The sequence below is a fragment of the Streptomyces africanus genome (assembly GCF_002150735.1).
GTDB lineage: Bacteria > Actinomycetota > Actinomycetes > Streptomycetales > Streptomycetaceae > Streptomyces > Streptomyces africanus.
Genome location: NZ_MUKA01000021.1, coordinates 33167 through 46197 on the forward strand (window position 1 = coordinate 33167; position 13031 = coordinate 46197).

A 13031-nucleotide genomic window follows, 5' to 3' on the forward strand; every position below is an offset into this window, starting at 1 on the left:
TGCTGCTTGCCGGAGCGCTGACTGCCATGTCCCTGTCCGGCGCGGGTCTCGTGACGCCGGCCCAGGCGGATCAGCAGACCCCGGCGCGGCACACCGTCACGTACGACCAGTACTCCGTACGGGTCGACGGCAAACCCCTGTACATCTGGGGCGCCGAGTTCCACTACTTCCGGCTGCCCAGCCCCGACGCGTGGCGCGACGTCCTGCAGAAGATCAAGGCGGGTGGATTCAACGCCGTCTCGCTCTACTTCGACTGGGGCTACCACTCCCCCAAGCCGGGCTCGTACGACTTCACGGGCACCCGTGACGTGGAGCGGCTGCTCGACGAGGCCGAGCGCGCGGGCCTGTATGTGATCGCCCGACCGGGCCCGTACATCAACGCGGAGGTCTCCGGCGGCGGCATGCCCGCCTGGCGGTCGACCCAGGCCGGCGTGAACCGTACCTCCGAGCCGGAGTACCTGAAGGCGGCCCGGGAGTGGATGAGCCGAATCAACCCGATCATCGCGCGCCACCAACTCACCCGTGGCACAGGGTCGGTGATTCTGTACCAGATCGAGAACGAGTACCAGGGCGGTCGCCACGACGCCGACTACATGCAGACCCTCATCGACTGGGCGAAGGAAGACGGCATCGATGTGCCCACCTTCGTCAACGACGGCGGCGCGAACCAGAACTGGGTGAGCGGCAAGGGCGCACCGGACATCTACGGCTTCGACGCCTACCCGCAGGGTTTTGACTGCAAGGACCCCGACACCTGGAAGAACCTGCCCGACTACTCGTACGTCAACGAGTGGAAGCCCGAGTCCCCGCTGATCATCCCGGAGGCACAGGGCGGCGCGTTCGACCCCTGGGGCGGCACCGGATACCAGGACTGCGCGAAACTCACCGGCACCGACTTCACCCGGGTGTTCAGCAAGATGAACATAGCCGCCGGCGTGAGCGGCCAGTCCTTCTACATGACGTACGGCGGCACCAACTGGGGCTGGCTCGCCGACCCCAACGCGGTCTACACGTCGTACGACTACGGGGCCCCGATCAACGAGTCCCGCCAACTGACCGACAAATACCAGGAGTTCAAGCGCCTCGGGTACATGGTCAACTCCGTCACCTCACTGGCGCGCACCGACAAGGCCGAGGCCCCGACGCCGACCGACGACGCCCTGCGCATCGACCGGCGCGTCAACCCCGACGACGGCACCCAGTTCTTCACCGTGCGGCACGCCGACACCCGCGTGAAGGACGAGGACGAGACAACCCTCTCGTTGAAGGGTGCGGACGGCGACTACCCGCGCGTCCCGCAGCAGGGCACGATCACCGTCGACGGCCGGGACGCCAAACTCCTCGTCGCGGGCTATGACCTGGGCGAGAAGCAGCGGCTCGTCTACTCCACCTCGGAGATCATGACGCACGCCAAGATCGGCGACCGGGAGGTGGCGCTGCTCTACGGGCGTGCGGGCGAGGCCGGCGAGACCGTGCTGCGGTACGCCGAGCGGCCCGAGGTCAAGGTCCTCGACGGCGATGTCACCACCACCTGGGACGCCGAGCGCGGTGACCTGCGCCTGAACTACACGCACAAGGGCCTGGCCCGCGTGCTGGTGAACGGCATGGAACTGCTGATCGCCGACACCGCCGAGACCGCCCACTGGTGGCGGCAGGACACCGCCGCGGGCCCGGTCCTCGTACGGGGCCCTTCCCTCGTCCGTACGGCCGAACAGGCGGACGGCACTCTGAAGTTGACCGGCGACTCCACCAAGGCCGCGAAGATCGAGGTCATCGCGGACGCCAGGAAGGTGACCTGGAACGGCCGCGAGGTCGCCGTCACCCAGGCGCCGCGCGCGGTCGCGCTGCCCGCGTTGACGACGTGGAAGTACAAGGAGGAGGCGCCGGAGTCAGCTCCCGGTTTCGACGACTCCACCTGGACCACCGCCGACCACCTCACCGCCGACAACGCGGCGCTGGCCGGGTCGTTGCCGGTCCTCGCGACGGACGAGTACGGCTTCCACCACGGCAACGTCTGGTACCGCGGCCGGTTCAGGACCACCGGTGCCGCCACCGCGCTCGCACTCGACGCCAAGACCGGCAACACCGGTCAGTACGCGGTCTGGCTCAACGGCCGTTACCTCGGCAGCTCCGGCGACGGCGCGCACACCTTCGGCATCCCGGCGGGCACCCTGAAGGCCAGTGGCGACAACGTCCTCTGCGTCCTCGTGGAGAACGCGGGCCACAACGAGGAATGGGGCCACGACTACTCCAAGGAGCCACGCGGTCTGCTCTCCGCCGAGGTGATCGGCGGGGCCTCCACCCTCACCTGGAAGATCCAGGGCAACCGGGGCGGGGAGGACCCGGTGGACACCGCCCGGGGCCCGTACAACAACGGCGGGCTGTACGGGGAGCGGGCCGGCTGGTCGCTGCCGGGCTTCCCCGACGACAACTGGAAGAGCACCACCCTCTCCGGGCAGAGCGCCAAGACTGAGCCCGGCGTGCGCTGGTACCGGACCTCCGCCCGGCTCGACCTGCCGCAGGGCCAGGACAACGCGCTCGCGCTGGACCTGGCCGAACCCACAGGCGGCAGCACCGGCTACCGGGCCGAGATCTTCGTCAACGGCTGGCTGATCGGCCGCTACCTGCCGGACACCGGACCCCAGACACGGTTCGTGATCCCCAAGGGCCTCCTGCGCGAGCAGGGCGACAACTCCATCGCCCTGGCCGTGTGGTCCACCAAGGCCGGCGCGGGCCCGGGTTCGGCGAAGCTCGTCGACCTCGGCGCCTCGGCGGGCGGGATCAAGGTCGGTACGGTGGCGGCGCCCTCGTACGACGCCAAGACCTACGCGATGCCGACCGCGGGCGCTCACGTCACCGTCGACGCCGAGCCGTTCCTGGCCACCGGCACCGCGACCAAGGTTCCCGTCACCCTCAGCGTGCCGAAGGACGCGCCGACCGCCTCGAACGTCGAGCTGGCGCTGAAGGTCCCGGACGGCTGGACCGCGACCACCGACGACACGACCCGTTTCGATCAGGTCCGGCCCGGCGGCACCGTGACCGCGGACTACACCGTCACCCCACCGGGTGACCCGGTCCACTACGCCGTCCTGACCGCGACCTCCAAGCTCACCCAGCCCGGCCGTCCGGGCACCGTCACCGGTGTGCGCGCCGTACAGGTGCCACCGCCGGCCCTCTCCGCCGACGCCTATGTCAGCGACCTGGCCCTGGTCAAGGCGGTCAACGGCTGGGGCCCGGTGGAGAAGGACACCTCCAACGGGGAGGACGCGGCGGGTGACGGTCATCCCCTGAGCATCGGCGGCACCACGTACACCAAGGGCCTCGGCGTGCACGCGAACAGCCAGGTTCGCGTCTATCTCGGCGGTGGCTGCACCCGGTTCACCGCGACCGCCGGGGTGGACGACGAGGTCGGCGACGGCGGCAGCGTTTCCTTCCAGGTGATCGCCGACGGCCGCTCCCTCACCACAACCCCGGTGGTGCGGGGCTCCGACGGCGGCACGGACATCGACGTGGACGTGACCGGCGCCCGCTGGCTGGACCTGCTGGTCGACGGGGACGGCGATGTCTCCTCGGACCATGCCGACTGGGCGGAGGCCAAGCTGACCTGCGGTGGCGGTGCCTGATGGCCGTGGTGGCGATGCGCGGCAGGCTCATGGCGTTGCTGCTGACCGTCTCGGCCGTCGTGGCCGGGACGGTGGCACCCGCCGAGGCCGGTCAGGGATGGACGGGGACTTGGGCGACCGCCCAGCACGCCGCGTACGACCCGGGCACCTCGGAGGTGACGGTTCGGATACCGGTGCGGGTGAGCGCCGGCGGGTCGAGCGTACGCATCCGCCTGACCAACGACTTCACCACCGAGCCGGTGACCATCGGTCACGCGACCGTCGGACTTCGGGAGGGTGGTTCCGCCGTCACGAAGCCGCAGAAGCTGCGGTTCGGCGGGAAGAGCGAGGTGACGATCGCGGCCGGCGAGCAGGCGGCCAGTGATCAGGTCCGGCTCACCGTGCCCGCCCGCAGCGACCTGGTCGTCAGCCTGTACTTCCCCGGCCGGCTCACCCACATCAGCCAGCACTGGATGGGCCTCCAGACCGTCTATTGGACGCCCGACGGAGGTGGCGACCACGCGGCGGACGCCGACGGGGACGCCTTCACCCGGACCGATTCCACCTTTCCGTTCCTGACCGGTGTCGACGTACAGGGCGGCAACGCGGCGGGCGCCGTGGTGGCGCTCGGCGACTCCATCACCGACGGCGCGGCCTCCACGTCGGACGCCAACCGGCGCTGGCCCGACTATCTGGCGGGGCGGCTGTCGGCCTGTTCGTCCACCGCCGGGGTGCTGAACGAGGGCATCAGCGGCAACCGGATCACGGCCGGGGTGGACGGCAACCCGTCGGCGCCGGCCCGGCTGGAGCGTGATGTGCTGTCGCAGCCGGGCGCGCGGACGGTGGTCCTGTTCGAGGGCGTCAACGACCTCAGCTGGGGCGGTGCCACCGGTGATCAGGTGATCGACGGCATGAAGGAGATCGTGCGCCGGGCCCACGAACGCGGGCTGCGTGTGATCGGCGCGACGGTCGTGCCGTATCGCGGCTGGGGCGACTGGTGGACCGAGGCCAAGGAGGCCGACCGGCAGAAGGTCAACACGTTCGTGCGCGAGGGCGGCGTCTTCGACGGCTACGCCGACTTCGACAAGGCGGTGCGGGACCCGGACGACCCCACCCGCTACGCCGCCGCGTTCGACTCCGGGGACCATCTGCACCCCAACGACACCGGGATGAAGGCGTTCGCCGACGCGGTCGACCTCGCCGGCCTGCGGGTGGCCCGGGACTGCCCCTCGGCCCGCGTCCGGCTCACCCCGTACCGGCCGACCCTGCAAGCGGGCGGCGAGGGCACGGAGATCACGTCGACCGTCACGAACAGCGGTTCCAGGGCGGTCACTCAGGTCAGCACCCGCCTCGATCTCCCCGACGGCTGGTCCGCCGAGCCGGCCGGCAGCACGCGCACCCGCTCCCTCGCCCCGGGCGACAGTGCCGCCGTCACCTGGACGGTGACCCCCGCGGCCGACGCGGCCTGGGGCACCCACGAGATCGGTGTAGGCACCTCCTTCGTCCAGGACAGCCGTACCCGGCACGACTCCGACAGTGTGGACGCCACGGTGACCCCCGTTCCGTCCGAGGTGCGGGCGCCGTATCTGACGACCGCCACCACCACCGAGAAGGCCCAATACGCCCAGAACGGCGACCAGTTCGCCATCTGGGCGGGCGGCCAGGACCTGTCCGGCTGGAAGGACGAGAAGGCGGCGGTCTACCTCGCCGACTCCGCGCCGCCGTCCGGCACCGTGACCGCCCGGGTCGTCGGTCAGACCGGCAGCGGCCCGTCCGCCAAGGCGGGGATCGCGGTGGCCAACGACCTCACCTCGCCCGAGGCCGGCGGCTACGCGGTGCTCACCATGTCCGCGCAGTACGGCCTGGAGTTCCTGACCGACAGCGACGGTGACGGGAAGCTCGACACCTGGGCGGGCGGCGGCAGTTCGTACCACCCCGCCTGGCTGAAGCTCGTCCGCGACGGCACCGCCTACACCGCGTACGCCAGTTCCGACGGCACCACCTGGCAGCAGGTCGCCACCGCGACCGTTCCCTCCGCGAGCGGCACCGGCGATGCCGGCCTGGTCGCGAGCGCGGTCAACCTCGACTACCCCGGCCAGATCACGACAGCACTTTTCGACTCCTTCTCCACCCACGAGTGATTCGACTCCTTCTCCACCCACGAGTGAGAGGCACGTTGATGCCAGTCAACCGCAGACACTTCATGACCACCGCGGCCGCCCTCGGCGGCGCGGTGCTGCTCGCCCCGCCCGGCACCGCCCAAGCGCTCGCGCAGGGCGCCGTGTCCGGCGTCCCGGGCATCCCCGACTACCAGCCCACCAAGGCATCTCTCGACACTCACCCGGTGCCGCGCTGGTACAAGGACGCCAAGTTCGGCATCTTCGTGCACTGGGGCATCTACTCGGTGATCGGCGGCGCGACGCCGAGAAGCGCCTCAGAGTGGTACCTGTGGTACCAGAGCACCAAGGACACCGCCGAGTGGAAGTACCACCGCGACACCTACGGCGAGAACGTCACCTACGACGACATCATCCCGCAGTTCAAGGCCGAGAAGTACGACCCCGACTCCTGGGTGAAGCTGTTCGAGCAGGCGGGCGCCGAGTACTTCGCGCTGACCAGCAAGCACCACGACGGATTCGCCCTCTACCCGAGTCAGGTGACGGACCGTCACTCGGTGGCGTACGGCCCGAAGCGTGACCTCGTCGGCGAGCTGATGACCGCGGCCCGCAAGCGCGGCACCGTGCGCCCTGGCCTGTACTACTCGCTCGGCGAGTTCTTCAACCCGGCGATCGGCCGGCCGATGCGCAACTTCTACACCGACGAGGAAATCCCGATGACCGGCTACAAGCCGGTCCAGGACTACGTCGGCGACTACGAGCTCAAGCAGCTCTACGAGATCATCGACCGGTACGACCCGGAGCTGCTGTGGGCGGACGGACAGTGGTTCCGGCCCACCGGCAACCCGCCCTGGCGCAGCGAAGAACCCCTCGCCCACTACTACAACCAGGCCAAGAACCGTAAGTACCCCAAGGGTGTGGTGATCAACGACCGGTTCGACACCCACTTCGACTTCGCGACGTACGAGCAGCGCACCAACCCCACGATGGACCCCCAGAAGTGGGAGTGCTGCATGACCATCGGCTACTCCTGGGGGTACAACAAGCACGAGCCGGACGAGGACTACAAGACCTCCGAGTTCCTGATCCAGCTGCTCGCCGACGTGGTCAGCAAGAACGGCAACCTGCTGCTGAACATCGGCCCCAAGCCGGACGGCACGATCCCCGACATCATGCAGGAGCGGCTGAAGGACATCGGCGCCTGGCTGAAGGTCAACGGCCCCGCGATCTACGGGTCGACGCCCTGGGTGCGGGCGGAGGAGGAGGGCAGCCCTCTCGGCATCCGGTACACCGTGTCCCCGGGCAAGTTCAACATCATCGTGCTGGGCAAGCCCAGCGGCACCCTTTCGGTGCCCGGCGACATCCCCATCAGCGCCACGTCCCGGATCCGGCTGCTCGGCACGAGCGGCAGTCTGCGGTGGACGCGCCGTGACGGAAAGATCGACATCACCGTGCCGTCCTCCCTGCCCAGCGACATCGCCAACGTCTTCACCGTCGACTGGGACCGGTGAGCGGCATGGCGATCAGCAGCGGTACGCAGTTCGACACCCTGGGCCCCACCCTCACCGTCACCACGCAGCCGGCCGAGCCGGCCGGCGGTGACCCGGTCACCGCCACCGCGGTCCTCAGCAACGACTGCCCCTTCCCGCTCCGCAACGCCGTGCTCCACCTGATCAACCCCGGCGCCACCACGGCGGCGAAGACCATCCCCCTCGGTGACCTGCCGCGCGGCGCGAAGACGACCCGGCGCTGGGAGACGGCGATCCCGTCCGACGTGGCCGGGAGCCTTTCGTTCACCGCGCACCTGGTCTTCGACGTCGACGAGCACAGCAGCGACTGCGCGCGGTCCGCGAAGACGTTCACCGTGCCCTACCGGCCCAACGGGGTGCGGGACCCGTACGGGACGTTCGCCACCACCGACGACGCGAGGTTCGGCCAGTACGGCAGCCAGTTGGTGATCTGGGCGGGCGGCCGGGACCTCTCCGGCGGCACCGACGAGAAGGCGGGCATCCTGCGGCCCGGCTCCGCCGCCGAGGCGAGTGTGGTGCAGGTCGAGACGGTCAGCCTCACCGGGAGCGACAACCCCACCGCCAAGTACGGGATCGCCGTCGCGAACGACCTGACCGCGCCGGAGAAGGGCGGCTACGCCGTCCTCACCATGTCCAAGTCGTACGGCCTGGAGTTCATGACCGACAGCGACGGCGACGGACACCTCGACACCTGGGCCGGCGGCGGCGCGTCCACCCACCCCGCCTTGCTGCGCCTGGTCCGCTCCGGCACGGCCTACACCGCCTACAGCAGTACCAACAACGGCCTCTCCTGGAACGAGATCGCGAGCGCCACCGTGCCGTCCGCGAGCGGCGCCCTGGACGCCGGCGTGGTGGCGAGCGCCGTGAACCTCAACTACCCCGGCACGACGGTCCAGGCCGTGTTCGACCACTTCACCGTGGAGGAGTCATGAACACCTACCGCCCCGAACAGGACTTCCTCCCGCCGCCGGTCCCCCTCACCGTCACCCCGGCCACCCCCGAGCCGGGCCAGACCGTGACCCTGACCGCCACCCTCAAGAACACCACCGCCATCACACTGCGCGGCACCGTTCTCTACCTCGCCGTGGGCGACCTCGCGAAGTCGGACGACCTGGGCGACATCGCGCCCGGGCGGTCGGCCACCCGCACCTGGAAGACCAGGCTCCCCGACGACGCCGAAGGAGTGGTCCCCTGCATCGCGCACGCGCTCTTCGACGTGCACGAGAACGGATCCGACTGCACCCGCGCGACCTCGTCGCTGAAACTGCCGTACAGGTCGCTGGCCGGTGCCTTCGACAACGCCGGCATCTCCTCCGACGACGCCACCACCACCGCCGACATCGACGGCTCGCGGTCCAGCCTGTCCGCCGAGGCACTGGCCTCGGTCGGACTGACTCCCGGGGCCCCGGTCAGCTACGGCGGGACGACCTTCACCTGGCCGGACACCAAGCCCGGGGCCAAGGACAACGTGGTGTCCTCCGGGCAGACCGTACGGCTGTCCGGCACCGGCTCACGGCTGGCCTTCATCGGCACCTCCACCTGGGGCGACGGCAAGGGCGACGGCAAGGTCGTCTACGCCGACGGCACCGAGCAGGCGTTCTCGGTCGACGTCCCCGACTGGTACGGGAGGAACTCCTCCGCCGCGGTGGTGCTGCCCTACCGCAACACCCCCAGCGGCCGGGACGACAACCCCGTCAGCCTGTTCACCTTCGGCGTCGATCTGACGGCCGGCAAGGAGCTGCGCTCCGTGGTTCTGCCCAAGGTCAGCGACGGCATCCAGTCGGGCGTCGCCGCCCTGCACATCTTCGCCATGACGATCAACTGAGCTCTGCGGAAGGACGTTCATGCACGACAACCGAGACGACCTGGGCATCACAGGTGTCACCCGCAGACGTATCCTCACCGGCGCGGTCGTGCTGGGCGGCGCCGCGCTGCTCCCCCGCCCGCAGGGCGCGTACGCCGCCGGCGGCACCCCGTTCGACAGCGCGCCCGCCGCGGCCGCGCTGAAGCGGCTGCTTCCCGACCACTACCAGCAGCTCACCCTGCGGGCCCTCGACGCCGGCACCGACCGCTTCCGGGTCACCGGCCGGGCCGGGCAGATCACGGTGGAGGGCACCAGCCCCGCCGTGCTGCTCGCGGGCGTGCACACCTACCTGCGGCGGACCGCGCACGCCTCCGTCTCCTGGACCGGCGAGCAGCTGAACCTGCCACGCATCCTCCCCGCGCCGGCCGGGGAGATCACGGAAACGGCCAACGTGCCGCACCGCTTCGCCTTCAACGACACCAACGAGGGCTACACCGGCGCCTACCGCGACTGGGACGCCTGGCAGTACGAGCTGGACGTGCTGGCCGCGCACGGAGTCAACCGGGTCCTCGTCTACATCGGCGGCGACGCCGTCTACTACGACACGTTCCGTCAGTTCGGCTACACCGACGCCGAGATGCGCGCCTGGATCCCGGCCCCGGCCCACCAGCCCTGGTGGCTGTTGCAGAACATGTCGGGCTTCGGCGGGCCGGTCTCGCGGCAGCTCATCGAGAAGCGTGCCGCGCTCGCCGGGAAGATCGTCGACCGGATACGTGACCTGGGCATGACGCCGGTGCTGCCGGGCTACTACGGCAGTGTCCCGGACGACTTCCCCGCCAAGCACGGCGGGGACGCGAAGGTGGTGGCGCAGGGCGACTGGGGCGCCTTCAAGCGCCCCGACTGGCTCGACCCGCGCACCACGGCCTTCGACGACGTGGCCGCCGCTTTCTACCGTGCCCAGAAGGAGCGGTTCGGCGCGAGCACGATGTACAAGATGGACCTGCTGCACGAGGGCGGCAACGCCGGTGACGTGCCGGTGGGCGAGGCCGCGGGGGCCGTCGAGGCGGCGTTGCAGAAGGCCCGCCCCGGGGCCGTCTGGGCGATCCTCGGCTGGCAGAACAACCCGGCCAGGGAGCTGCTCGACGGCGTCGACAAGCGCCGGATGCTGATCGTGGACGGTCTGTCGGACCGCTACACCACCGTCACGGACCGGGAGAGCGACTGGGGCGGCACCCCGTACGCCTTCGGCAGCATCTGGAACTTCGGCGGCCACACCCCGATCGGCGCCAACGCCCCGGACTGGGTGGAGCAGTACCCCAAGTGGCGTGACAAGAAGGGCAGTTCGCTCGCGGGTATCGCTGCGATGCCGGAAGCCGCCGACAACAACGCGCCCGCCCTCGCCCTCCTCACCGACCTGGCCTGGACACCCGGCACCGTCGACCTGGACGACTGGTTCGCCGCGTACGCCCTCTCCCGCTACGGCGGCCCGGACCGGCATGCCGCCGCGGCCTGGCAGACGATCCGCGACACCGCGTACAACATGTCCCGCGCGGACGGCTGGAGCGAGGCACCCGACGGACTGTTCGGCGCCCGCCCCAGCCTGACCGCGAACAAGGCCGCCGCCTGGGGACCGGAGAAGGATCGCTACGACACCACGGCCTTCGACGCCGCCCTCACCGAACTCCTCGCGGTGCGAGCGGAGTTGAGGGACAGCTCGTCCTACCGGTACGACGTCGTCGACGTGGCCCGGCAGGTCCTGTCCAACCGCAGCCGGGTCCTGCTGCCGCAGATCAAGGCCGCACACGACGCCGGGGACAAGGCCCTGTTCGGCAGGCTGACCAAGACCTGGCTGGTCTGGATGGACCTCCTCGACGACCTGCTCGCGACCTCCGGCCCGCATCTGCTCGGGCGGTGGCTCGCCGACGCGCGCTCCTGGGGCGCCGACCGGGCCGAGAAGGACCGCCTGGAATACGACGTCCGCTCCCTCATCACCACCTGGGGCGGACGCAAGAGCAGCGAGGAGGGCCTGCACGACTACGCGAACCGGGAGTGGTCCGGACTGGTCGGCGGCCTGTACCGCACCCGCTGGCAGACGTACTTCGACGCGCTCGCCACGGGCAAGGACCCGGCGACGATCGACTGGTTCGCCCTGGAGGACCGCTGGGCACACGCGCACGAGACGTACCCGACCGATCCCCACGGCTCCTCTTACACCCTGGCCCGCAACGTGCGCGACCTGCTCGCCGCCACTCCCTACCAGGCGGCCCTCACGGCGGGGGCCGACCGGGGAGCGGTCGCCGAGGGCACGCCCGCGACGGTGACGGTCACCTTCACCAACAGGAACGGGTTCGCGGCGGCACGCGACGTGGCCCTCTCCGTCACCGCACCCGAGGGCATGACGGTGAAGCCGCTCGATCCGGTGCGCACGGCGTCGGTGGCGTCGGGGAAGACGTTCGCCGCCCGCTTCGAGGTCTCTCTGGCCGGTCAGCCCACGGAACTGGTCGGCCGGGTCGTCGCGGCGGCGGCGTACGCGGGCGGCGGGAAGGCGGTGGCGCCGGTACGGCTGATGGCCGCGGCCGGGGTCGGCGACCCGTACCGCACGGTCTCCTACAACGACGCGGTGTTCGGCCAGGCCGGCGACGAGATCGCCATCGAGGGCGCGGGGGCCGACCTGTGGGGCGGCACCAACGAGTTCGGGGCGGTGTACCGGGCGGGCGCGTGCAAGGACGGAACGGTGGCCCAGGTCACGGTCACGTCCCAGGACGCGTCCGGGGGCTGGGCACGGGCGGGCCTCATGGTCCGCGACGACCTCGGCACCCAGGGGAGCGCGGGCTATGTGAACCTGGCGGTCACACCGTCCAACGGCTGTGCGCTGAGCTGGGACGCGGACGGTGACGGCCGTTTCGACTCGATCGAACTGTCGGGCTCCTTCACCGCTCCGGTGCGGCTGCGGCTGACCCGGTCCGGGACCTCGTACACCGGGGAGGCCAGCACGGACGGCGTCACCTGGACGACCGTGGGCACGGCCACACCCGCGGGCGCGTCCGCCGCACAGGACGTCGGGGTCTTCATGACCGCGGCCAACGGCTGGACCGACGGACGGGGCATCGCCACGTTCGACGGATTCACGGTGGCCTGATGTCGCAGTGGCCGTAGCCAGGACCTGCCGTTATCCGGAGAGGACGTCCCCCGTTTCCTGGGCGCGGGACAGCAGGCGGTACTGCGCGCTGCCGACCAGCAGTTCGTCGTGGGTGCCCGTGGCGACGACGCGGCCCGCGTCGAGGACGATGATCAGATCCGCGGCGCGGATCGTCGACATGCGGTGGGCGATCACCAGCAGCGTGCACTCGTCCGCGGTCTCCCGGATCGACCTGCGGAGCGCCACCTCGCTGACCGCGTCCAGATGGGCGGTCGGCTCGTCCAGCAGGAGCAGGCGTGGCCGGGTCAGCAGGGCACGGGCGATCGCGATCCGCTGGCGCTCGCCACCGGAGAGCGCCATGCCGTGCTCGCCGGTGGCGGTGTCGAGGCCCGCGGGAGGCGGTCGACCAGGTCCGTGCCGCGATCTTCATCTGGCCTGCCTCACCGACGGTCAGGGCACGGGGCGACCAGTCGCCGAGCAGCCAGGGCCGACCCGATGGGTGGCCGACCTCCTGTGCCGCCCGGCCGCGGAGTGCGGCGCCGGTCCGGACCGCCGAAGCGCAGTCCGGAAGGACGACGACCCAGCCCGGCCGCTCGCCGGAATCGGGAAAATCAGCCATGCCGGCGTCCTGCCTGGAGGACCTGCCGTCCGGTGATCACAGAATCTGGGCGGAGGGACCCGCGTCCCACCGCCACAAGGGGGTGCTCGGGCGAGAAGGGAGGCTCAGAAGAACCTCCTCCTGAAGAACCAGAACCGTTCCGGTCCATCCCTGAAGCCGATACCGGTCTTGCGGAAAGTACCGGCCGCGGTCAGCGTCGGGCGCTCGTAAGTGCGCATGTC

8 protein-coding genes and 1 pseudogene are annotated in these 13031 nt (G+C 70.5%); 6 read left to right on the plus strand and 3 right to left on the minus strand.

The annotated features are described in order from the left end of the window. Positions 1-26: 26 nt before the first annotated feature. The 6 genes from CCL05_RS03440 to CCL05_RS03465 all read left to right on the plus strand — a co-directional run bounded on the left by CCL05_RS03440 (position 27) and on the right by CCL05_RS03465 (position 12191). Positions 27-3623 (plus strand): beta-galactosidase, encoded by a 3597-nt coding sequence (locus tag CCL05_RS03440; protein ID WP_244204141.1) that lies wholly within the window; start codon positions 27-29, stop codon positions 3621-3623. After that, entirely contained in the window at positions 3623-5743 is a 2121-nt protein-coding gene (locus CCL05_RS03445) for a GDSL-type esterase/lipase family protein (RefSeq protein WP_086558988.1), read from the plus strand. Before CCL05_RS03440 ends, CCL05_RS03445 begins: the two co-directional genes overlap by 1 nt. Before the next feature lie 62 nt (positions 5744-5805). Continuing rightward, a complete protein-coding gene (locus tag CCL05_RS03450; RefSeq protein ID WP_244204142.1) occupies positions 5806-7230 on the plus strand; it encodes an alpha-L-fucosidase in 1425 nt (474 codons plus the stop codon). Between the two features lie 5 nt (positions 7231-7235). Next, entirely contained in the window at positions 7236-8180 is a 945-nt protein-coding gene (locus CCL05_RS03455; RefSeq protein WP_086558990.1) for a hypothetical protein, read from the plus strand. Then, entirely contained in the window at positions 8177-9073 is an 897-nt protein-coding gene (locus tag CCL05_RS03460) for a beta-glucosidase (protein WP_086558991.1), read from the plus strand. Before CCL05_RS03455 ends, CCL05_RS03460 begins: the two co-directional genes overlap by 4 nt. A 19-nt stretch (positions 9074-9092) precedes the next feature. Continuing rightward, the gene (locus tag CCL05_RS03465) at positions 9093-12191 is read left to right on the plus strand and encodes an alpha-N-acetylglucosaminidase (RefSeq protein ID WP_244204143.1); all 3099 of its coding nucleotides are present in this window, start codon (positions 9093-9095) and stop codon (positions 12189-12191) included. Between the two features lie 30 nt (positions 12192-12221). Here CCL05_RS03465 and CCL05_RS03470 read toward each other — a convergent pair whose 3' ends face one another. The 3 genes and pseudogenes from CCL05_RS03470 to CCL05_RS47385 form a co-directional block, all read right to left on the minus strand. Then, positions 12222-12551 carry an ATP-binding cassette domain-containing protein gene (locus tag CCL05_RS03470; RefSeq protein ID WP_425275885.1) on the minus strand — a complete coding sequence of 110 codons (330 nt, stop codon included), beginning with the start codon at positions 12549-12551 and terminating at the stop codon, positions 12222-12224. Between the two features lie 58 nt (positions 12552-12609). Next, a pseudogene (locus tag CCL05_RS03475) lies at positions 12610-12810 on the minus strand (asparagine synthase); the annotation flags it as partial. Between the two features lie 104 nt (positions 12811-12914). After that, positions 12915-13028, minus strand: coding sequence for a keywimysin-related RiPP (locus CCL05_RS47385; protein WP_307178844.1), 114 nt, complete (start codon positions 13026-13028; stop codon positions 12915-12917). Positions 13029-13031: the final 3 nt, after the last annotated feature.

Bases quoted from the DNA above. Each gene is read 5' to 3' on its own strand.
- CCL05_RS03465 (WP_244204143.1), top strand. From the start codon at position 9,093: ATGCACGACAACCGAGACGACCTGGGCATCACAGGTGTCACCCGCAGA.
- CCL05_RS03445 (WP_086558988.1), top strand. From the start codon at position 3,623: ATGGCCGTGGTGGCGATGCGCGGCAGGCTCATGGCGTTGCTGCTGACC.
- CCL05_RS47385 (WP_307178844.1), bottom strand. From the start codon at position 13,028: ATGCGCACTTACGAGCGCCCGACGCTGACCGCGGCCGGTACTTTCCGC.
- CCL05_RS03440 (WP_244204141.1), top strand. From the start codon at position 27: ATGTCCCTGTCCGGCGCGGGTCTCGTGACGCCGGCCCAGGCGGATCAG.
- CCL05_RS03470 (WP_425275885.1), bottom strand. From the start codon at position 12,551: ATGGCGCTCTCCGGTGGCGAGCGCCAGCGGATCGCGATCGCCCGTGCC.
- CCL05_RS03455 (WP_086558990.1), top strand. From the start codon at position 7,236: ATGGCGATCAGCAGCGGTACGCAGTTCGACACCCTGGGCCCCACCCTC.
- CCL05_RS03460 (WP_086558991.1), top strand. From the start codon at position 8,177: ATGAACACCTACCGCCCCGAACAGGACTTCCTCCCGCCGCCGGTCCCC.
- CCL05_RS03450 (WP_244204142.1), top strand. From the start codon at position 5,806: ATGACCACCGCGGCCGCCCTCGGCGGCGCGGTGCTGCTCGCCCCGCCC.